20 protein-coding genes are annotated in these 21486 nt (G+C 66.3%); 15 read left to right on the top strand and 5 right to left on the bottom strand.

The annotated features are described in order from the left end of the window. Positions 1-27: 27 nt before the first annotated feature. Genes BMW90_RS04005 through BMW90_RS03990 form a run of 4 tightly spaced genes read left to right on the top strand, consistent with a single transcriptional unit; the run spans position 28 to position 4858 of the window. The gene (locus BMW90_RS04005; protein WP_074835104.1) at positions 28-588 is read left to right on the top strand and encodes a hypothetical protein; all 561 of its coding nucleotides are present in this window, start codon (positions 28-30) and stop codon (positions 586-588) included. Continuing rightward, a complete protein-coding gene (locus tag BMW90_RS04000; RefSeq protein ID WP_083415939.1) occupies positions 588-2171 on the top strand; it encodes a tripartite tricarboxylate transporter permease in 1584 nt (527 codons plus the stop codon). The genes BMW90_RS04005 and BMW90_RS04000 overlap by 1 nt, the downstream gene beginning before the upstream one ends. A 19-nt stretch (positions 2172-2190) precedes the next feature. After that, positions 2191-3717 carry a sulfatase-like hydrolase/transferase gene (locus tag BMW90_RS03995; protein ID WP_074835101.1) on the top strand — a complete coding sequence of 509 codons (1527 nt, stop codon included), beginning with the start codon at positions 2191-2193 and terminating at the stop codon, positions 3715-3717. A 10-nt stretch (positions 3718-3727) separates the two neighbouring features. Next, positions 3728-4858: an alpha-hydroxy acid oxidase gene (locus tag BMW90_RS03990; RefSeq protein WP_074835100.1), complete on the top strand. Its 1131-nt coding sequence runs from the start codon at positions 3728-3730 to the stop codon at positions 4856-4858. Between the two features lie 80 nt (positions 4859-4938). Here the strand turns inward: BMW90_RS03990 and BMW90_RS03985 are convergent, their stop codons facing one another. Then, positions 4939-6180 (bottom strand): saccharopine dehydrogenase family protein, encoded by a 1242-nt coding sequence (locus BMW90_RS03985; RefSeq protein ID WP_074835098.1) that lies wholly within the window; start codon positions 6178-6180, stop codon positions 4939-4941. 44 nt (positions 6181-6224) lie between these two features. Continuing rightward, entirely contained in the window at positions 6225-7319 is a 1095-nt protein-coding gene (locus BMW90_RS03980) for a carboxynorspermidine decarboxylase (RefSeq protein WP_074835097.1), read from the bottom strand. Positions 7320-7818: 499 nt separating this feature from the next. Between BMW90_RS03980 and dusA the strand changes: the two genes are divergently transcribed. The 3 genes from dusA to BMW90_RS03965 all read left to right on the top strand — a co-directional run bounded on the left by dusA (position 7819) and on the right by BMW90_RS03965 (position 10584). Further along, positions 7819-8820, top strand: a complete 1002-nt coding sequence (dusA, locus tag BMW90_RS03975) for a tRNA dihydrouridine(20/20a) synthase DusA (RefSeq protein WP_074835095.1) — start codon at positions 7819-7821, stop codon at positions 8818-8820. A gap of 59 nt (positions 8821-8879) precedes the next feature. After that, positions 8880-9704: a sulfite exporter TauE/SafE family protein gene (locus BMW90_RS03970; protein ID WP_074835094.1), complete on the top strand. Its 825-nt coding sequence runs from the start codon at positions 8880-8882 to the stop codon at positions 9702-9704. A gap of 118 nt (positions 9705-9822) precedes the next feature. After that, positions 9823-10584 carry a hypothetical protein gene (locus BMW90_RS03965; protein ID WP_074835092.1) on the top strand — a complete coding sequence of 254 codons (762 nt, stop codon included), beginning with the start codon at positions 9823-9825 and terminating at the stop codon, positions 10582-10584. Positions 10585-10591: 7 nt separating this feature from the next. Here BMW90_RS03965 and BMW90_RS03960 read toward each other — a convergent pair whose 3' ends face one another. Beyond that, a complete protein-coding gene (locus BMW90_RS03960) occupies positions 10592-10828 on the bottom strand; it encodes a DUF1289 domain-containing protein (protein ID WP_074835091.1) in 237 nt (78 codons plus the stop codon). Between the two features lie 14 nt (positions 10829-10842). After that, positions 10843-11316 (bottom strand): Holliday junction resolvase RuvX, encoded by a 474-nt coding sequence (gene ruvX, locus BMW90_RS03955; RefSeq protein WP_048530996.1) that lies wholly within the window; start codon positions 11314-11316, stop codon positions 10843-10845. 162 nt (positions 11317-11478) lie between these two features. Here ruvX and BMW90_RS03950 point away from each other — a divergent pair, with 162 nt between their 5' ends. From BMW90_RS03950 to BMW90_RS03920, 7 genes are all read left to right on the top strand, one after another. Next, the gene (locus BMW90_RS03950; RefSeq protein WP_048530998.1) at positions 11479-12723 is read left to right on the top strand and encodes a sarcosine oxidase subunit beta family protein; all 1245 of its coding nucleotides are present in this window, start codon (positions 11479-11481) and stop codon (positions 12721-12723) included. A gap of 109 nt (positions 12724-12832) precedes the next feature. Further along, complete coding sequence (locus BMW90_RS03945) at positions 12833-13093, top strand: hypothetical protein (RefSeq protein WP_048531004.1); 261 nt, start codon at positions 12833-12835, stop codon at positions 13091-13093. Between the two features lie 252 nt (positions 13094-13345). Beyond that, complete coding sequence (locus BMW90_RS03940) at positions 13346-13564, top strand: hypothetical protein (protein WP_074835089.1); 219 nt, start codon at positions 13346-13348, stop codon at positions 13562-13564. Positions 13565-13642: 78 nt separating this feature from the next. Then, positions 13643-13966: a sarcosine oxidase subunit delta gene (locus BMW90_RS03935; protein ID WP_074835088.1), complete on the top strand. Its 324-nt coding sequence runs from the start codon at positions 13643-13645 to the stop codon at positions 13964-13966. A 61-nt stretch (positions 13967-14027) separates the two neighbouring features. Then, complete coding sequence (locus tag BMW90_RS03930; RefSeq protein ID WP_074835086.1) at positions 14028-17018, top strand: sarcosine oxidase subunit alpha family protein; 2991 nt, start codon at positions 14028-14030, stop codon at positions 17016-17018. Next, positions 17011-17589, top strand: a complete 579-nt coding sequence (locus tag BMW90_RS03925) for a sarcosine oxidase subunit gamma (RefSeq protein WP_083415937.1) — start codon at positions 17011-17013, stop codon at positions 17587-17589. The genes BMW90_RS03930 and BMW90_RS03925 overlap by 8 nt, the downstream gene beginning before the upstream one ends. 146 nt (positions 17590-17735) lie before the next feature. Beyond that, positions 17736-18344, top strand: coding sequence for a superoxide dismutase (locus BMW90_RS03920; protein ID WP_048531014.1), 609 nt, complete (start codon positions 17736-17738; stop codon positions 18342-18344). Positions 18345-18432: 88 nt separating this feature from the next. Here BMW90_RS03920 and BMW90_RS03915 read toward each other — a convergent pair whose 3' ends face one another. Beyond that, positions 18433-18987 (bottom strand): LOG family protein, encoded by a 555-nt coding sequence (locus BMW90_RS03915; protein WP_074835084.1) that lies wholly within the window; start codon positions 18985-18987, stop codon positions 18433-18435. 281 nt (positions 18988-19268) lie between these two features. On the opposite strand from BMW90_RS03915, the gene BMW90_RS26940 reads away from it, so the two are divergent. Beyond that, positions 19269-21455: a LysM peptidoglycan-binding domain-containing protein gene (locus tag BMW90_RS26940; protein WP_074835083.1), complete on the top strand. Its 2187-nt coding sequence runs from the start codon at positions 19269-19271 to the stop codon at positions 21453-21455. Positions 21456-21486: the final 31 nt, after the last annotated feature.

Genomic DNA, 21486 nt, shown 5'->3' with positions numbered 1-21486 from the left:
CATCGCAGCCAGACCGGGAGCATCGCCATGACACCTAGAGGACACCTCCGCAACCTCGCGGTCGCCCTGACGGGCTGCGGCTTTGCCCTGCTGGCGCTGGCCGTCTGGATCCCGCTCGACGTCGACACCGGCGTGATCGACGTCTGGCGCCGCAATGTGCGGATCGGCGATGCCATGCTGCCGGTGTTCTCGGCGGCGGGCATGGCGCTGGCGGGGGCGGTGATCGGGGTGCGCAGCCTGCTGCGCGATGCCGAACCGGCGGCCGGCCGCATCGATCCGCGCTTTCTTGCTTGGCTCGCCGCCACCCTGGCGGCGGGGCTGGCGCTGATGCTGCTGACCGGGCCGATCCTGGCCTGGATCGTCACCGGCGGCGAGACCCCGTACCGGGTGCTGCGCGCCACGGCGCCGTGGAAATACCTGGGCTTCGCGCTGGGCGGCACGGTGATGACCTTCGGCCTCATCGCGCTTTCGCAGCATCGCCCAAGCTGGCGATTGGCCGCCTTGGCCTTCGTCGCGACGCTGGTGATCGCGCTGCTTTATGACCTGCCGTTCGACAATCTTCTGCTGCCGCCGAACGGTGATTTCTGATGGGTGTGTTCGACTATATCCTCGCCGGGGTCTTCGAGGCCTTCACCGCCAACCCGGCCCTGGTGCTCGGACCGCTTGTCCTGTCGTGGCCGGTGATCCTCGTGGCGCTGGGCTTTTTCACCGGCGTGCTGATCGGCGCGACGCCGGGGCTCTCCGGGCCTTTCGTCATGGCTCTGGCGCTGCCGATCCTGATCTCGATCTTCGGCTTCACCCCGGATGCGCTTCTGCCGGTGCTGGGCTTTCTCGTCGGCGTCATGAAGGGCGCGACGCTGGGCGGCGCGGTGCCGGCGATCCTGTTCAACACGCCGGGCACGCCCGATGCCTTCATGACCACGCTCGACGGCCACCCGATGGCCAGAAACGGCCAGGGCGGCAAGGCGCTGCGGGTGGCGCATTTCGCCTCGGTCAGCGGCGACAGCTTTTCCGATATCGTGCTCTTTGTCTGCGCGCCCTTCCTGGCGATCAGCATCGAGGCCTTTCTCGGCCTGCCCGAAAAGGCCGCGCTGATGATCCTGTCGCTCTCCTTTGTCGCCGTGGTGGTGGGCAAGGACACCTGGAAAGGCCTGCTGGCCGCCTGTTTCGGGCTCTTCGTGGCGTCGATCGGCACCGGCACCGACAGTTATCCGCGGCTGTCGCTGGGCAGCGACGTACTGGCGCCGGGCCTGCCGACCATCGCGGTGGTGATCGGCGTGCTCGTGGTGGGCGAGATCCTTGTCTCGCTGCAAGAGATGTACCTGTCGAAACGCGCCCGCCGGGCGGCAGCCGAACAGCTCGCGCCGGGTGACAGCGCGCTGAGCCTTGCCGAGCGCCGCAGGCTCTTGCCCTTCATCGGCGTCTCGATGAGCATCGGCACGATGATCGGCGCGCTGCCCGGAATCGGCACGACGCTGGCCGCCGCCATGGGCTATACCGCCGGCCGCAAGATGCACCGCGGCACGCCCGCTTTCGGCCAGGGCGCGCCGGAGGGGATTGCCGCCACCGAGGCCGCCAATTCCGCCGTCTCGGGCGCCAACCTGATCCCGGCGCTGTCGCTCGGCATTCCCGGCAATGTCGCCGCCGTCTTCATTATCCTCGCCGCCGACACCATCGGCGGGTTCAATCCCGGGCCCGCAGTATTCCGCTTTTCCGCCGAGGAGGTGAACCCCGAACTGGTCGTGGCCTTTGCACTCTTTACGCTGATGGTGGTGGCCAATCTGCTGAACTGGCTGACCGGCGCATGGTTCATGCGGCTGCTGGGCGGGCTGATCCGCATTCCCAAGCAGGTGCTCCTGCCGATCGTGCTGCTGCTGACGCTTACCTCGGTCTATGTCGAAGGCAGCGCGATGAGCGATGTCTACATCCTGCTGGGCTTTGGCGTCCTCGGCTACCTGATGCGCCAGTCCGGGGTGCCGATCCTGCCCTTCGTCATCGCCTATATCCTCGCAGGCCCGCTGGAAACCGCGATCCGAAACGCCTTCGAGGCATCGGGCAGCGACCCCTGGTTCCTGTTTTCCAGCCCCGTTTCGCTGCTGTTCCTGGCCCTGTCCGCCGCCATCGTGCTGGGCGCCGGCTGGCTGCGCGGTACGCCAACCCCCGATTGCTGATCCCCCGTTAGGAGACCCCATGACCGAAGAAAAGCCCCGCCCGAACATCCTCTTCATCACCTCCGATCAGCAGCGCGGCGATTGCTACGGCTTCCGCGGCCGCAAGGTGCAGACACCGCATCTCGACCTGCTTGCCAGCGAGGGCACCAGCCTCGAGACCGTGGTGACGCCCTGCGTCGTCTGTCAGCCCGCGCGCGCCTCGATCCTGACCGGACTTCTGCCGCGCACCCATGGGGTGCATGACAACGGCATCGATCTTGACCCGGAGCTCGGTGAAAAGGGCTTTGCCGGCTCGCTTTCGGCCGCGGGCTATCACACCGCCAAGATCGGCAAGGCGCATTTCGCCACCTATCACGTCTTTGGCGACAGCGACACGGTCGAGTCGATCCCGGGGTCGGCCCGCGTGCCCGCGGGCTGGCGCGGGCCCTACATGGGGTTCGACCATGCCGAGCTGGTCCATATCGGCCACAACTGGTGGCTGCCCGAAGAGCCGCCCGCCGGGCTGGCCTATGAGGAATGGTATTACGGCGACGGCCGCGGCGCCTGGAAGAACAAGCTGCTGTGGGAAAGCACACGCGATCACAAGGGGGCGCCGCAGACCTGGTCGTCGAAGCTGCCGGTGGCCTGGCACAACTCGACCTGGATCGCCGACCGCGCCGTCGATTTTCTCAGGCAGGACCATGGCAAGCCCTTCTGCCTCTGGGTCTCCTTTCCCGATCCGCACCACCCGTTCGACTGCCCCGAGCCCTGGGCCTCGCTGCACCGGCCCGAGGATGTCGACCTGCCCGAGCATCGGACCCGCGATTTCGAGGGGCGCCCGTGGTGGCACCAGGCGGCGGTGGAAACCGAGATCCCGGCGGAGCACGCCGAGATCCGGGCGAAATATTCCCGTCTGGCGGAAATGTCCGACGCGCATCTGCGCGAGGTCATCGCCAACACCTATGGCCAGCTTGCGCTGATCGACCATTCGGTCGGCCGGATCCTCGCCGAGCTCGAGGCGCAGGGTTTGGCCGACAACACCTATATCGTCTACACCGCCGATCACGGCGACTGGCTGGGCGACCATGGGCTGGTGCTGAAAGGGCCGATGCCCTTCGAGGGGTTGCTCAACGTCAAGGCCATCATCAAGGGGCCGGATGTGCCGGTGGGCCGCGTCAGTCACGAGCCGTTGTCGACGCTCGATCTGGGCGCCACCTTCATGGATTGGGCCGGCGCCGACAGCCTGATGGACACCCACGGCCGGTCGATGCGCGACGTGATCTCGGGCGAGGGCACCCGCGGCGGCGCGCTCAGCGAATGGGAACTGCTGCCGGGGCGGGTGGGCGTCGGCCTCAGCCTGCGCACGGTGCGCTCGAAGACTGCCAAACTGACCATGGATCTGCAATCCGGCGCCGGCGAGATGTATGACTTGGCGGCCGATCCGCAGGAATTGTACAATCTGTTCGACAACCCGGATCATGCGCGGCTGCAATCCGACCTGACCGATATCCTGATGTCGCGCCCCGACGACATCCAGCCCAACCGCGTCCCCGTGGGCATGGCGTGAGGCGCCCGGCATGACAATCACCTGCACCGAGGATTTCCGCCAGCTCTACAAGGCCCGCGTGCCGAAGATGTTCTATGACTACGCCGAAAGCGGCTCTTATTCCGAGAGCACTTTCCGCCGCAACGAGAGCGATTTCGCCCGGCTCAACATCCGCCAGCGCGTGGGCGTCGATATTTCCGAGATCGACACATCGGCGCGGATGGCGGGCGAGGCGGCGGCGTTGCCGGTGGCCTTTGCGCCGGTCGGCATGCTGGGCATCCAGAACATCGGCGGCGAGATCAAGGTAGCCAAGGCCGCACAGCAATTCGGCGTGCCCTTCATCCTGTCAACCATGTCCATCGCCTCGGTCGAAGAGGTGGCCGAGGCCACCGGCGCGCCGTTCTGGTTTCAGCTCTACGTGGTCAAGGACCGCGAGTTCGTGCACGACCTGATCCACCGCGCCAAGGCGGCGGGCTGTTCGCAACTGGTGGTGACGATGGACCTCGCGATGCTGGGGCAGCGGCACAAGGACGTCAAGAACGGGTTGTCGATCAAGCCCGGCCTGAAGAACCTGATCAATATCGCCACCAAACCCCGCTGGGCCTATGACATGGTGACCGGGCCGAAGCTGAGCTTCGGCAATGTGGTCGGCCATGCCAAGGGGGTCGACGATCTGGCCAGCCTGCTGACCTGGGCGGCGGAAATGGTCGATCCGGCGCTGGACTGGGACGACGTGGCCTGGATCTGCAAGGAATGGGGCGGGCCGGTGATCCTCAAGGGGGTCATGGACGTCGAAGACGCCCGCATTGCCGCCGACATGGGGATCGAGACCATCGTGGTGTCGAACCACGGCGGCCGGCAACTCGACGGGGCGGGCAGCTCCATCTCCTGGCTGCCGCAGATCGCCGATGCGGTGGGCGACCGGGTCGAGCTGATACTCGATTCAGGTGTCCGCACCGGCATGGATATCTTTCGTGCCCGCGCCCTGGGCGCATCGGGCGTTCTTCTGGGCCGGGCCATGGTCTATGCGCTGGGGGCGATGGGGCAGCCGGGGATCGAAAAGCTCCTGACCCTGCTGGAGAAGGAACTGCGCACCACCATGGGCCTCGCCGGCAAGACGCGGGCCGGCGACATCGGACGCAGCGACGTCTATCGGGCATAGATCATCCGCGGCGGCAGGAGGCATGGCTCCCGCCCGAAGGCCCGCCACCTGCTTTCAGCCGGCGGGCCGCCGTCTCCGGCTCAGGCGCGGTGCCATTCCCGGTCGCCCTTTGCATCCTTGACCCGGGTGGGCAGGCCGATCCGGTCCAGCAGGGCAAAAAGCGGCTTGGGGGCAAGCTCTTCGACATTCATCATGGCGCCGTGGTCATAAGTGCCATCGGCCACCAGCATCGCCATCGCCACCGGCGGCACCCCGGCGGTGTAAGAGATGCCCTGGCTGCCGACCTCGGCATAGGCCTTTTCGTGGTCGGAGACATTGTAGACAAAGACTTCGACCTCTTCGCCGTCCCTGGTGCCCTTGACCAGATCGCCGATACAGGTCTTGCCGGTGTAATTCGGCGCCAGCGTCGAAGGATCGGGCAGCACCGCCTTGACCACCTTGAGCGGCACCACCTCGAGCCCCTCGGCGGTGGTCACCGGCTGTTCCGACAGCAGCCCGAGGTTTTGCAGCACGGTAAAGACATTGATGTAGTGATCGCCGAAGCCCATCCAGAACCGCACATCCGCCTGCGGATAGTTCACCGCCAGCGAATGCACCTCGTCATGGCCAGACATATAGGCCCTTTGCGTGCCGACCACCGGCAGTTCCCAGTCGCGGCCGACTTCGAACATCTTGTTGCTCTGCCAGGCGCCGTCCTGCCAGCTGTAGACCGTGCCGGTGAATTCGCGGAAATTGATCTCGGGGTCGAAGTTGGTCGAGAAATACTTGCCGTGATCGCCGGCGTTGATGTCGACGATGTCGATCGATGTCACCTCGTCCATGAATTCGTCGATGGCAAAGCGGGCAAAGGCATTGACCATGCCGGGATCGAAGCCGGCGCCGAGCAGCGCGGTCACCCCGGCCTTGGCGCAATCCTCGCGGCGCTTCCATTCGTAGTTGGCATACCACGGCGGGGTTTCGCAGATCTTGGCCGGGTCTTCATGGATCGCGGTGTCGATATAGGCGGCCCCGGTGCGGATGCAGGCCTCGAGCACGGTCATGTTGACGAAGGCCGAGCCGACATTGATCACGATCTGCGCGCCGGTCTTGTCCAGAACCGCCGCGACCGCATCGCTGTCCATGGCGTCGACCGCATGGGCCTCGAACACGCCGTCCTGTTTCATCGCCTGTTTGTCATGCACGCTCTGTATGATCGCGTGGCATTTCGAAACCGTGCGGCTGGCGATATGCAGATCGCCCAGCACATCGTTGTTCTGCGCGCATTTATGCGCCACGACCTGTGCGACGCCGCCGGCACCGATGATTAGAACATTGCGTTTCATGTGTTCAACAGACCTCATGTATTTGCCAGAAGGGGTTTCCCGTCTCAGGAAAGCGCGGACCGGAAATCCGCGTAATCGAAGTTGCGCACCCTGGTGAGGCTGCCGTCGAGTTCACGGATCGCGATGCCGGGCATCTTTACGCCGTTGAACCAGTTTTTCTTGACCATCGTGTAACCGGCGGCATCCTGAAACGAAATCCGGTCGCCAGGCGCGAGCGGCGCGTCGAAACGGAATTCGCCGAAGATATCGCCCGCAAGGCAGGATTTGCCGCAGATCATCCATTCATGCGGGCCGGTGTCGGGCGCGACTTTGGCGTTCTCGCGGTAGATCAGCAGATCGAGCATATGCGCCTCGATCGAACTGTCGACGATGGCCAGGTTCTTGCCGTTGAAGAGCGTGTCGAGCACCGTGACTTCGAGCGTCGCCGCCCCGGTGATCGCCGCCTCGCCGGGTTCGAGGTAGACCTGCACGCCGAAGCGCTCGGAGAACTGCCGCAGCCGGGCGGCCAGCCGCTCTAGCGGATAGCCCGCCCCGGTGAAATGGATGCCGCCGCCGAGGCTGACCCACGCCATCCGGTGCAGGGTCTCGCCAAAGCGCTCTTCGATCAGGGTCAGCATCGCGTCGAAGCGGTCGAAATCCGCGTTCTCGCAATTGTTGTGGAACATCAGCCCGCTGATCCGGTCGGCCACGGCGGCGATGCGCGCCGGGTCATGTTCGCCCAGGCGGCTGAACGGACGCGCCGGATCGGCCAGATCGAAATCCGAGGTCGAGACGCCGGGATTGACCCGCAGGCCACGAACCCGGCCTTCCGAGGCCGTGTCAAACCGGTCGAGCTGGCCGATGGAGTTGAAGATGATCTTGTCGCAATGCGCCAGCACCTCGTCGATCTCGTCATCGGCGTAGGCCACGGAATAGGCATGGGTCTCGCCGCCGAATTTTTCGTGGCCCAGCTTCACTTCGTAGAGCGAGGACGAGGTCGATCCGTCCATGTACCCGGCCATGAAATCGAACACAGACCAGGTGGCGAAACATTTCAGCGCCAGAAGCGACTTGGCCCCCGAGGCCTCGCGCAGCCAGGCGATCTTTTTCAGGTTCGACAGCAGGCAGGACTTGTCGATCAGATAAAAGGGGGTTTGCAAGGCAAAATCCTTTCCGTGGGCCGATCCCTCTGGCGGGGAGTCCCGATTAGAGCATGTCGCCGGACAACGCAAAGCCCTTGATCGCCAACCGCCGCAGCGGAGCGCGGGCCCGCCGGAACGGCCGGGCTTTCTCGGGCGGTCCGGGGTGGTCCTGGTGGGGAGGGGACCTGCGCAATGAAGCCCGCCAATTCGGCCTCCTCGGGCGGCCCGCGGCGGCGGGCAGCCTGCTGCGCGGTGATCCTGTCAAAATGTTCCTTCTTCACGGTCATGAAGAAGAAGTCGGCTCGTGTGCGACGAATTTTGTTCCGGGTTCGAATGCCGCTGTCCTCGGTTCGGTCCGAGCGCGAAGGGAGGTGCCTCATGGGGCTGTCCGCGCAACATGAAGTCGCGGTGTCCTGTCGGCGCCGGTGTGCTACACGGTGGCAATCCAGAATCGAAATCCCCGGAAACCCGCGCAGAACGTGCTACATGTGGCTCACCCGGTGTTGAGGTTAAGACGTTGAAACGTAATGTTGAAAATGCTGCCCGCCTGTCCGTCGCCCCGATGATGGACTGGACCGACCGCCATTGTCGCTACCTTCACCGCCTGCTCAGCCGTGAGAGCCTGCTTTATACCGAGATGGTGACGGCGCCGGCGCTGGTGAGGGGCGGGGCGGTGCATCTGCTCGACTTCTCGCCCGAAGAACATCCCGTCGCGCTGCAACTGGGCGGGTCGGATCCGGCAGAACTGGCCGCGGCCGCGCGGCTGGGAGCCGAGGCGGGGTATGACGAGATCAACCTCAATGTCGGCTGCCCCTCGGACCGGGTGCAATCGGGCACCTTCGGCGCGGTGCTGATGAAGCAGCCCGAGCTGGTGGCCGAGTGCTGCTCCGCGATGCGCGCCGCGGTGGATGTCGAGGTGACGGTGAAATGCCGCATCGGTGTCGATGACCAGGAGCCGCGCGAGGTGCTGCCGGCGTTTCTCGAGACGGTGGCGGCGGCCGGGGTGGGCCGCTTTGCGATTCACGCCCGCAAGGCCTGGTTGCAGGGGCTGTCGCCCAAGGAAAACCGCGATATCCCGCCGCTGGACTACCCGCTGGTGCAGGAGATGAAGGCGGCGTTTCCGCAGCTGCATCTTTCGGTCAATGGCGGCATCGCCTCACTGGCGCAGGCGCGGGCGTTTCTCGATGCCGGGCTCGACGGGGTGATGATCGGGCGCGCCGCCTATCACCAGCCCTGGGATGTCCTCGGCACGGCCGACGCGGCGATCTTTGGTCAGGCCGACGGGCTTGCGGGGCCGGATGCAGCGGTGCGCGCCATGCTGCCCTATATCGAGGCGCATCTGGGGGCGGGCGGCCGGTTGCACCAGATCACCCGGCACATGCTCGGGCTGTTCGCCGGGCGGCCGGGGGCGCGGCAGTGGCGGCGGGTGCTTTCGGAAGGGGCCTCGCAAAAGGGCGCGGGGCCTGAACTTGTCCTGCGCGCATTGGCCGAGGTCGAGGGAGTGGCGGCCGCGGGCTGAGCGGCTTTTCCTTTGCCGCCCAACGGTGTATGGCCAGCCGACCCTTTAGGAGACAGGCCATGCCCGACACGATGCTGCTGATCCAGATGTTTGTTCTGCTGACCGTGATCGGCGGCTTTGCCGGCGTGCTGGCCGGGCTGCTTGGCGTCGGTGGCGGTATCGTGCTGGTGCCGGCGTTTTTCTACGCCTTTCAGACGCTTGGCTATGACGGGCCGCAGCTGATGCAGATGTGCCTGGCGACCTCGCTGGCGACGATCATCGTCACCTCGATGCGTTCGGTGCTGAGTCACAACCGCAAGGGCGCGGTGGATTGGGGCATTCTGCGGACCTGGGCGCCGGGCATCGCCATCGGCGCGGTGCTCGGGGTGCTGGCGGCGGCGTCCTTGCGGTCGGTGACCTTGCAGGCGCTGTTTGGCGTCCTGGGCATCGTGATCGGGCTCTACCTGGGCTTTGGCCGTGCCCATTGGCGGCTGGGGGATGCCATGCCGGGCGGGCTGCGGCGGGCGGTGATGTCGCCGGCGATGGGCTTTCTCTCGGTGCTGATGGGGATTGGCGGCGGCAGCTTTGGCGTGCCCTTGATGAGCCTGTACAACGTGTCGATCCACCGGGCGGTGGCGACGGCGGCGGGCTTTGGCGTGATCATCGCGGTGCCCTCTGTGGCGGGGTTCCTGTTCCTCGAGATCGCGCCGGACAACCGGCCGCCGCTGACTTTTGGCGCGGTCAACCTGGTGGCCTTCGGCATTGTCATCGCCATGACCCTGATCACCGCGCCGCTGGGCGTGCGGATTGCCCATGCGATGGATCCCAAGCCGCTGAAACGGGTGTTTGCCGCCTTCCTGATCCTGGTGGCGCTCAACATGCTGCGCAAGGCGATCTGGGGCTGACCGGCCGGCAAGCCCGGCGGCGCATTTCTGCCATATCCTGAACCGAAACAATCTCATTTCCGTCCAATTCGTCCCCAATTGCCTGCCTAATTTGGCGCAGAGGCAAAAGGAGAGACCCATGCTGGAAATGCTTATGCTGTTGGGAACCGGGCTGGCCGCGGCAGGTATCGCCGGCATGACCGGCATCGGAAGTCAGTCGGAGGATTCGGCGGCGGAACCTGCATCGGCCGCGGCCAAGGATTACGATCTCGGCGAGGATTACGAAGGCGGCGAGGGCGAAGACCTGTTGAGCCAGGTGCGCCGGATGGGCGCCTCGCTCGATCTGGCCAAATTCATGCCGGGTTCGGCTGGCGCCGATTCCGCTGGCGGCGATGACGCCGCCGGGGAGACGGCCGCAGACGCGGACAACGCGCCGGAAGAAGACGAGACGTCGGTCGACTGGGAGGCGCTAATGGTGCCGCCCGAAGGCCTCGACGCTGACGATTATCCGCAAGAGATCGCGGAAGACGTGGCCCAGGACGATGCAGCCGTGCAGCCGACCCTCGATGAAGACGCGGCGTCAGAGCCCGAGAGCGACACCGTGGCGCCAGAGCCCGAGAGCGACACCGTGACGGAGGAGGCCGAGAGTGTTGCCGAGCCGGCCGAGGACGACGACGTGCCGGTGATCTCCGATTTCGCCGCCGGGGCCGAGCAGCTTCTGCTGATGCTGCCGGAGGGCATGGGCGAGGATACCAAGGTCAGTATCGAACCCAGCGGCAGCGAAGGCATGGATGCCGCCGTTGTGCTCGAAGACGACCAGGGCGGGTTGACCGCCGTCTTCGTCGCCGGCGCCTACGGCACCTTGAACGCTGCGGATGTGGTGCTCGAACGCGACGGCTGACCGACGCTCAGCCCTTGCGCCCTTGACGTGCCGCGCGCCCGCCGCGACGCTTTTTCAGGTGGCCGCGCCGGTTGGGCAGCTCGTCCATGATGGCGCGGCGTTCCTCCGAGTGCATTTTTGACCAGCGGGTGATTTCCTCGACCGAACGCAGGCAGCCGGCGCAGATTCGCGCCTCGGGATGGATGACACAGATCTGCACGCAGGGGCTTTCGATCTCGTCGCGTTTCCAGATCTCGTCCTTCATCCGATCTCCTCTTGTCATGCGCCCCCCAAATGGCGCATCCGGTCCAGCACCCCTTGCAGGATATAAGAGGCGGCGACGTGATCGATCACCTCGGCGCGACGTTTCCGAGACGTATCCGCCTCGAGCAGCGCCCGTTCGGCGGCGACGGTCGAAAGGCGTTCATCCCAGAATCCGATCGGCCCGTCCCAGAGCCGCGAAAAATTGCGCGCAAAGGCGCGAGTGGATTGGCAACGCGGCCCTTCGGAGCCGTCCATGTTGCGCGGCAGCCCCAGGATCACCCCGCCAATGCCGCGCGCGGCAAGGATCTCTTGCAGCCGGGCGGCATCCAGCCCGAATTTCTTGCGCCGGATGGTTTCCAGCGGCGTCGCCACCGAGCGGAAGCTGTCGGACACGGCCACCCCGATGGTCTTGTCGCCCAGGTCAAGCCCGGCAATCGCCGTCATCGGCGGCAGGGCTTTGGCGAAATCTGCGATATCTTCCACGATCATACACCCCTCTAACGCGCCGGGCGGGCAGGGGAAAAGCCTGTAGGGCCCACCATGTCGTGATTGATCGGCATTGTGGCGGATTTGATAGGCGGGCAGACTGGCCTAGTCTTCTAGAACCACCACAGAGAGAGCCCCGACAGGCACAATTGGGATTCGAGCCAGATGAAGCGATATTCAGCCTTTGCCGTCGCCCGCGAAGCCGCGCGCTATCACCTTGGATGGGAGCGCGCCTGGGCCTCACCGGAGCCGAAGAAACACTATGATGTGGTCATCGTCGGCGCCGGCGGACACGGGCTGGCGACCGCCTATTACCTTGGCAAGAATTTCGGCATCACCAATGTTGCGGTGATCGAAAAGGGCTGGCTCGGCGGCGGCAACACCGGCCGCAACACCACGATCATCCGCTCGAACTACCTGCAAGATCCCTCGGCCGCGATCTACGAAAAGGCGCGGTCGCTCTATGAGACAATGAGCCAGGACCTGAACTACAACGTGATGTTCAGCCCGCGCGGCGTGATGATGCTGGCCCAGACCCAGCACGAGATCCGCGGCTATCAGCGCACCGCCCATGCCAATGCCCTTCAAGGGGTGCAGACGGAGTGGATCTCGCCCGCCCGTGTCAAGGAACTGGTGCCGATCATCGAGCTCAAGGGGCCACGCTATCCGGTGCTCGGCGCGCTTTGGCAGGCCCGGGGCGGCACCGCGCGCCACGATGCGGTGGCCTGGGGCTATGCCCGTGCCTGTTCGGCCATGGGCATGCACATCATCCAGCAATGCGAAGTCACCGGCGTGCGCCAGCAGGACGGACGGGTCACCGGCGTGACCACCTCGAAGGGCGAGATCGCCTGCGACAAACTCGGCCTGGTGGTTGCCGGCCATTCCGGCGTGCTGGCCGAGATGGCGGGGTTCCGGCTGCCGGTGGAATCGGTGGCGCTTCAGGCGCTGGTCAGCGAGCCGATCAAGCCCTGCATGGATGTCGTCGTGATGGCCAATACCGTGCATGGCTACATGAGCCAGTCCGACAAGGGCGAGATGGTGATCGGCGGCGGCGCCGACGGCTACAACAACTACACCCAGCGCGGCAGTTTTCATCACATCGAGGAAACCGTGCGCGCGCTGATCGAAACTTTCCCGATGATCTCGCGGCTCAAGATGCTGCGGCAATGGGGCGGCATCGTCGACATGACCGGCGACCGTTCTCCGATCCTGTCGAAAACCCCGCTCGAGGGCTGTTTCATCAATTGCGGCTGGGGCACCGGCGGCTTCAAGGCGATCCCCGGCTCGGGCTGGGGCATGGCCGAGCTGATGGCCAAGGGCCATTCGCCGCTGACCGAGGCCTTCTCGCTCGATCGCTTCCGCGAAGGGAGGTTCATCGACGAAAGCGTCGCGGCGGGGGTGGCGCATTGATCGCATCGGCGGAGTTCCGCACTGCGGCGCGATTTCGTCGGGCCGCCGGGAACCCCGGGCACCGGCCTGACGTTTGCCCTGTGAACGAACGCTTCACAGGAGACCTGACATGGTTGACCACACCGACCGCGAACGCCTTAACACCACGACGACAACCACCACGAACAGCTCGGGCGGCAACAGCGGCCTGGCCTTTATCGTCGGCATCCTGGTCGTTGTCGTGGCGATCATCGCCTGGTTCCTCTTTGCCGGCGGCGACGTGCCCGGCCCGGCCGGCGGCACCAATGACGTCAATGTCACCATCGAAGGCGCCGGCGAGGCCATCGAAGGTGCGGGCGAGGCCGTCGAAGACGCCGCCGAAGGCCAGTAACGCCTGGCGCAGTACGGCGAAAGGCCCGGCGGCGCTGCCGTCACCGGGCCTTTCGGCGTGGGGTCAGCGGGTGGACGCCCGAGGCGCTGGGACGGTCCCGGGGCCGCAAACCGGCATGGCTTCGGCCAAAGCCGGCCTATTTTTCGGGTGCGCATCCGCGAAATCCGGCTCATCGCCCGCCAGGACCGCGCGCCTCCCTGTCCGGCCCCCCCTGGGCGACCTATCTTTTGCAGTGCGAAAGGAGGATTTCCCATGCCTGACCCGATCCCTCGGACCGACCCGCTGCGCACCCGCGCACCGCGCGGCCGCCCTTGGATGTGGATTGTCGCTGCCTTGCTGGTGCTGCTGCTCATCCTCTGGGTGGCTTTTGCCGGCACCGGTGGCAACATCACCGGCGCCGAGGCCGTCGATGCGCCTGCGGCCACAACAGAGCCGCTGGCCGATGATGCCGCGCCCGTCGCGGCCGACTGACCCGATCCAGATCCACCAAGCTGCAAGGCGGGCGTCGCTTGGCGCCCGCCTTTTGCTGCGCCAAGACCGGAGCCTGCCATGCTGACCCTGCATTGCCCCTATTGCGACGTCCAGACCGATGAAACCGAGCTGACCCCCGGCGGCGAGGCCCATCTCACCCGCCACGGCCCCGGCTCGGATGACGACGCCTTTCACGACTACCTGTTTTCCCGCGCCAACCCGCGCGGCGTGCATTTCGAACGCTGGCGCCATGGCTATGGCTGCGGCAAGTGGTTCCTCGCGGCGCGCGACACCCGGACACTCGAGGTTTTCGGCACCTACGAAGCGCAGACCACCGAGCCGCCCGACCACATCCTTGCCGCCATCCGCGACAAGCGCCCGGGCTGGACCCGCGCCTCCTGATGCCTTCACTTCTCGTCAATACGCATGTCAGCGGCCAGCCCCGCACGAAAGGGTCCGACACATGAGCACACGCCTCGCCACCGGCGGCCGGTTGATCGACCGCTCGAAACAGCAGAGCTTCACCTTCAACGGCAAGCGCCTGACCGGCCATGCCGGCGACACCCTCGCCTCGGCGCTGCTCGCCAATGACCAGATGCTGGTGGGCCGCTCGTTCAAATACCACCGTCCGCGCGGCATCGTGGCCTCGGGCGGCGAAGAGCCCAATGCGCTGATGGGGCTGGGCGAGGGGCACCGGTTCGAGCCCAACCAGCGCGCCACCACCACCGAGCTTTTCGACGGGCTGAGCGCGCAGAGCCAGAACCACTGGCCCAGCCTGGAAACCGATATCGGCGCGGTCAATGCCGCCTTTTCGGCCTTTCTGCCGGCGGGGTTCTATTACAAGACCTTCATGAAGCCGCGCGCCTTCTGGAAACACGTCTACGAGCCGTTCATCCGCAAATCCGCCGGTCTGGGGCGCGCGCCGGATGCCGAGGCCCGCGATCCCGACACCTACGAGCATTTCCATGCCCATGTCGATACGCTGGTGGTGGGCGGCGGCCTCGCCGGGCTCGAGGCGGCGAAACGCGCGGGCGCGGCCGGCGGCCGGGTGCTGCTGGTCGAGCAATCCGCCCATTGGGGCGGGCGCGCGCCGGTGGATGGCGGCGAGATCGACGGCCATTCGACCGAGGCCCATGTGGCCCGGCTGCTGGCCGATCTCGAAGCGATGGAGAATGTCACCCTGCGCAGTCGCTGCATGGGGGCAGGGGTCTATGACCATGGCTATGTGCTGGCCTACGAGCGTCTGAGCGATCATGCACCGCAGGCCAAGGGCCCGCGCCACCGGCTCTGGCGGATCCGCGCCGGGCAGGTCATCACCGCCACCGGAGCCATCGAACGGCCGCTGCCCTTTGCCGGCAACGACATTCCCGGCGTGATGCTGGCCTCGGCGGTGCGCGACTATGTGGTCAACTGGGCGGTCAGCCCCGGCGACCGCACCGTCGTGGTCACCAACAACGACGATGCCTATCGCACCGCTCTGGCCCTGCGTCGCGCCGGGCTCGCCGTGCCGGCGATCATCGATGCCCGTGTCCTGCCGAAAGACAGCCCGCTGATGGCCGAGGCCCGCGCCAAGGGCATCCGCATCCTGCAAGGCCATGCCATCGACCATGTGATCGGCGGCAAGCGGGTGCGCGGCGTGGCGATTTGCAGCCATGCCGGCGAAGGCGGTGCGGTGATCGAGGAAATCGCCTGCGAGGCCGTGGCCATGTCGGGCGGCTGGTCGCCGGTGGTGCACCTCTGGTCGCATTGCGGCGGCAAGCTGATCTGGGACGAGAGCCGCGTCATGTTCCGGCCCGATCCCGACCAGCCGCCAACCGGTGAGAAGGGCCGGCCGATGGTCACCGTTGTCGGCGCCGCCAATGGCGCGTTGAGCCTGCAAGAGGTACTCGACGATGCCGCGCGCCTTGGCGATGAGCCGGCGCCGCAGGCCAGCGCCGAGGCGGAAGCGCCGCTGGCGCCGGTCTGGATGATGCCGCAGGGTGCCAGCATCAAGCACCGGATGAAGGCCTGGCTGGATTATCAGAACGACGTCAAGGTTTCTGACGTTCAACTGGCTGCCCGCGAGGGATTCGAGAGCGTCGAACACGCCAAGCGCTATACCACGCTGGGCATGGCCACGGATCAGGGCAAGCTGAGCAATATCAACGGGCTGGCGACGCTTTCGGGTGCGCTTGGCGCGACGATACCCGAGGTCGGCACCACCACTTTCCGCCCGCCTTACACGCCGATCTCCATGGGCGCGATCGCCGGTCAGGCCCGGGCCGAAATTTTTCAGCCGGTGCGCGAAACCCCGATCCACGGCTGGCTTGACGCCAATGGCGCCGAATGGGAGCCGGTGGGCCAGTGGCGCCGGCCCTACGCCATCCTGCGTCCCGGAGAGAGCACGCACGACGCGGTCATGCGAGAAGTGACCAACACCCGCGAAAACCTCGGGCTGCTCGACGCCTCGACCCTGGGCAAGATCGTCGTCAAGGGACCGGATGCCGGAAAATTCCTCGACATGCTCTACACCAACATGATGTCGACGCTGAAACCCGGCAAATGCCGCTATGGGCTGATGTGCAACGAAAACGGCTTTCTGATCGATGACGGGGTCGTGGCGCGGATCGATGATGAAACCTTCCTCTGCCACACCACCTCGGGCGGCGCCGATCACATCCACGCGCAGATGGAGGATTGGCTGCAATGCGAATGGTGGGACTGGCTGGTCTATACCGCCAATGTCACCGAGCAATTCGGCCAGATCGCCGTGGTCGGCCCCAAGGCGCGCAAGCTGCTCGAGGCGATCGGCGGCATGGACGTCAGTCAGGAGACACTGCCCTTCATGGGCTGGGCCGAGGGCGAGTTGGGCGGCATTCCGGTGCGGATCTACCGCATCTCGTTTTCCGGTGAGCTGAGCTTCGAGATCGCGGTCAAGGCGGGCTATGCGCGCCAGCTCTGGGATCTGCTGATGACCGTTGGGCGGCAGTTCGACGTCATGCCCTATGGCACCGAGGCGCTGCACATCATGCGCGCCGAAAAGGGCTTCATCATGATCGGCGACGAGACCGACGGCACGGTGATCCCGCAGGATCTCGGGCTGGACTGGGCGATTTCCAAGAAGAAAACCGACTATCTCGGCAAACGCGCGCAGCAACGACCCGACATGACCCGCGACGACCGCTGGAAGCTGGTCGGGCTCGAGACTGTCGACGGCTCGGTGCTGCCCGATGGCGCCTATGCGGTGGACGAGGGCGAAAACGCCAATGGCCAGCGTAACGTGCAGGGGCGGGTGACTTCATCCTATCATTCGCCGACCCTGGGTCGCGGCATCGCCATGGGGCTGGTGCGGCACGGGCCCGACCGGATGGGCGAGGTGATCCGCTTTGCCAAATCCGACGGCACAACCATGATCGAGGCGCGGATCGTGGATCCGGTCTTCTACGACAAGGACGGGGAGAAACAGAATGTCTGAGGCGCTGGCAACACCGGTCACCGCCCTTGGCGGGGCACAGTTCGACGGTCTGGTCTCGGTCCGGGAAATGCCGGCGCAGGGCATGATCTCATTGCGCGGCGATCTGGCCATGCCGCCGCTCAAGAACGCCGCGACCGGCGTCGCCGGGGTCGACATGCCGGCCCAGCGCGCGGCCGAATGCGAAGGGGCGCGCGGCCTGTTGTGGATGGCGCCCGACGAGCTGCTGGTGCTCTGCCCCTATGACGAGACGGCCGAGGCCGTCGCCTCGATGGACAAGCTGCTTTACAGCTACCATGCGCTGGTAACCGACGTTTCCGATGCCCGCGCGATGTTCGAACTGCGTGGCGGCGGGTTGCGTGACGTGCTGGCCAAGCTGACGCCGGCGGATATGTCGGTCGCCGTCCTGCCGCCGGGCGAGCTGCGCCGCTCGCGGCTGGCGCAGGTGCCGGCGGCCTTCTGGCTGAGGAGCGAAACCGCGGCGCAGGTGATCTGCTTCCGCTCGGTCGCGCGCTATGTTTTCGACCTTTTGAAGACCGCGGCGCAGCCGGGATCGGCGGTCGGATTCCACTAGGCTGACCACGGGGCAGGCGCGGCCGACCCGGCGCGCCGCTTCTTCGGACGGCGAAGGGCGTCAACCCGCTCGGCAGGGGTTGACCTCTCCGCCGCACGCGCTCACTTATACCGGGAACGCGACCATCAAGAAAAAGGGGTGTACCCATGGCTTTCGAACTTCCCGATCTTCCCTATGCGCACGATGCCCTTGCCGGCCAAGGCATGAGCAAGGAAACGCTCGAGTACCACCACGACATCCACCACAAGGCCTATGTCGACAACGGCAACAAGCTGATCTCGGGCACCGAGTGGGAAGGCAAGACGCTCGAAGAGATCGTCAAGGGCACCTATGACGCCAACGCCGTGGCGCAATCGGGCATCTTCAACAATGCGTCGCAGCACTGGAACCACATGCAGTTCTGGGAAATGATGGGCCCGAACAGCGCCAGCCTGCCGGGCGAGCTGGAAAGCCGCCTGAAGGATGGCTTCGGCTCGGTCGACGAGTTCAAGAAGCAATTTGCCGCCGCCGGCGCCGGTCAGTTCGGCTCGGGCTGGGCCTGGCTGGTTGTCGATACCGACGGCTCGCTGAAAGTCACCAAGACCGAAAACGGCGTCAACCCGCTGTGCTTCAACCAGACCGCGCTGTTGGGCTGCGACGTCTGGGAGCACTCCTATTACATCGATTTCCGCAACAAGCGCCCGGCGTATCTCGACAACTTCCTCGACAACCTGGTGAACTGGGAAAATGTCGCGGAACGTCTCGCAAGCGCCTGATATTGCTTCTGAACGCTGAATTTTGGCCCGCCCGTTTCCCACGGGCGGGCCTTTTCGTTGCAGCTGTCCGGGCCAAAGCCGGACGGGATCAGCGCCCCAGCGCGGTGCGCAGCTTGGCCACGCAATCGGCGACGTTTTCGGCCGGTTCCCAGAAGGCGCGCAGCGAGGCTTCGGCAAAGCCCTGATCGATCACGTGATCGAGCAGCGCCAGCAACGGGTTCCAATAGCCCGCCACGTTCAGCAGGATCACCGGCTTGTCATGCAGGCCAAGCTGCGCCCATGTCAGCACCTCGAAGAATTCGTCGAGCGATCCGGCGCCGCCGGGCAGCAGGATGACCGCATTGGCGTTCATCAGCATGACCTTCTTGCGCTCGTGCATGGTTTCGGTGACGACAAAGGTCGAGAGATCGCGCTTGCCGACTTCGACATCCAGCAGGTGTTTGGGGATCACGCCAAAGGTCTCGCCGCCGCTATCCTGCGCGCTGCGCGCCACGCGCCCCATGAGGCCGACGTCACCGGCACCGTAGACCAGCCGCCAGCTCTCGTCGGCCAGCGCCCGGCCCAGCGTTTCGGCGGCCTCGGCATAGGCCGGATCTGAGCCATCACGCGAGCCGCAGTAAACGCACACAGAGATGTCGGTCATTGTCACTCGCTCCTGCCTCGGTCGTCCTGTAATCTCTGGACATGTTGCGCGTGCAGCATGGGAAGTCAACGCACCCGGCCGGTCCTGCGGCGCGCGCAGGCCGCTGCGGGGCGGAGGGTGTCCGAAAATGTCGCCGGAAATCCACATTTTGACCGTGATGACCGCCCCTGCTAGTGTTTTGTACGTTTTTTCCCAGTGGTTTCACGGTTAATTGAGGACATCTGCCGGGAATTAGGGGGCCGCGCGCTCCGGACTGCCCAATGCGCGCAAAGGGGACCAAAATGGCGAAATGGATCGGATATCTGGGCGGAGGCGCGGCCGGCGCGGCTGTGGCCATTGCGGGGTATGTGGTCATGACGCTCTATGGCGATCCCGAGACGCCTCGCGAGACCCCGGCGGCACTGATCACGCCCGAGCCCGCGAATACGCCGAAGCCCGAGAGCGACGCGGCGCAAGACGAGGCGCAAGACTCGGGGCCCGCGCCGGTCGTCGAGAGCGTTGACAGCGACCCGGCGCCGGAGGCCGAGCCTGCCAAAAAGCCGGACCGCGACCCCGCACCGGAAGCCGAGCTTGCCGAGCTGCCCGACAGCGACCCCGTGCCGGAGGCCGAGCTAACCGAGGTGCCGGATAATGGCCCGGCGCCGGAGGCCGAGAGCGCCGAGATGCCGGACGACGAGCCAACGCCGGAGGCCGAGATCGCCGAGCTGCCGGAGGAGGAGCCTGCGCCGGTGGCCGCGCCAGAGCCTGCACCGGACGCCGGCGCCGCGCCGGAAAACGCGGGCGCAATCGCCTCTGACCCCGACCCGGCACCGGACGCCGAAAGGGCCGAGGCCCCTGAGGCCGTGCCAGAGGCCGAAACTGCCGAACTGCCCGACAGCGACCCCACACCGGATCCTGCAACCGCAGAGCCGACGCCGCCAGAACCCGAGCCCGTGGACAAGGCCGCGCCGCCGCTTGTGCCGCCGACCTTCGATCTGGTGCGGATCGAGCCCGACGGCTCGGCGATCGTGGCGGGCGAAGGCGCGGCCCGGGCGCCGGTGCGGATCTTTCTCGATGGCGGCGAGATCGGCGAAACCACCTTGGGCAGCGACGGCCGTTTCGTCAGCCTGCTGCGCATCCCGCCCAGCCGCCAGCCCCGGCTGATGACCCTCGCCACGGGGCTGGCCGACACGGAGGTCTTTTCCAAGACCGAGATCATCGTCGCGCCCTTTGGCGCGGTGGACAAAGCCGCGCCCGATGAAGCGGCCCCGGCGCCCGAGGCCGTGGCCGAGAAGACACCGGTGGAATCCGAACCGCGTGACCGCGCCGCTCTGCCCGACGCGGAGGGCGCCGAAACGGCAGCGGATGCGGAAATCGCGCCCGCCGGCGACATCGCGGAAGTCGTAGAACCGCAACCTGCCGGTTCCGATGGCGGCGCAGCGGCGGACGCAGGGGAGACCCCGAGCGCAGAAGTGGTGGCCGAGCGCCCTGTTGCCGGGGCAGCAGACGAAAGCCCCGAGCCGGAACGCACGACAGAGGCCGTGGCCGCGCTGGACGTGCCCGAGGGCGCCGCCGCCAGCCCGGAGCAGATCGACCCCCCGGTGCAGACCCCCGCCGCGCCCGAGCCCGTGGCGACAGCGGCCGTAACGGAACCGGCTCCGGACGAGGCAGACCCCGCAGTGCCGGATCGCCCCGCCGCGGTGGACACTTCGGCGCCGGCATCCGCCGGCGCGGACCGGTCCGAAGACATCGCCGCCGCGGATACCTCCGAGCCGCCCGCCGGGGTCGGCGCCGCCCCGGTGCTGGTTGCGCCCGCGCCCGCGGCAACCGCGGCCGATCCGGTGGCCGAAGTGGCCGCGACGGTCAGCCGCGACACCGACCCGCTGCGCGCGGTGCCGGAGGCGGTGGAGATCCCGGCGGCGCCGGAACCCGAGACGCCACCGACCTTGCTGGCCTCGGACAATGAAGGAGTGCGGGTGCTGACCGGGCCGGAGGTGCTGGACCGGGTGGCAATCGACACGATCAGCTATGACAACGCCGGCGATGTTGCGCTTGCCGGGCGCGGCACCGGCGGCGAGGCCGGCGGATTTGTCCGGGTCTACCTGGACAACACGCCGATCACCACGTCGCGGGTCCGCGCCGATGGCTCCTGGCGGGTGACGCTGCCACAGGTCGACAAGGGGGTCTATACCCTGCGCGTCGACGAGGTGGACGGGGCGGGCGAGGTCACCTCGCGCGCCGAAACACCATTCCTGCGCGAGGACCGCGAGGCGCTGGACAAGGCGTCAAACGCCACCGAGGGCGACGGGCCGGTCAGGATCGTCACCGTTCAGCCGGGCAATACCCTCTGGCAGATCGCCCGCGACCGCTATGGCGAGGGCATCCTTTATGTGCGGGTCTTCGATGCCAACCGGGGGCAGATCCGCGATCCCGACCTGATCTATCCGGGGCAGGTGTTCGACCTTCCGGCAGAGGAGGCGGCGGAGTAGGCGCGCCGCCCACGTAAACGCTTCTCGGCCC

Source organism: Marinovum algicola, from assembly GCF_900109145.1.
Lineage (GTDB): Bacteria > Pseudomonadota > Alphaproteobacteria > Rhodobacterales > Rhodobacteraceae > Marinovum > Marinovum algicola.
The sequence above is the reverse complement of the archived record's forward strand: the minus strand, read 5'-3'. Positions and strand labels throughout refer to the sequence as shown.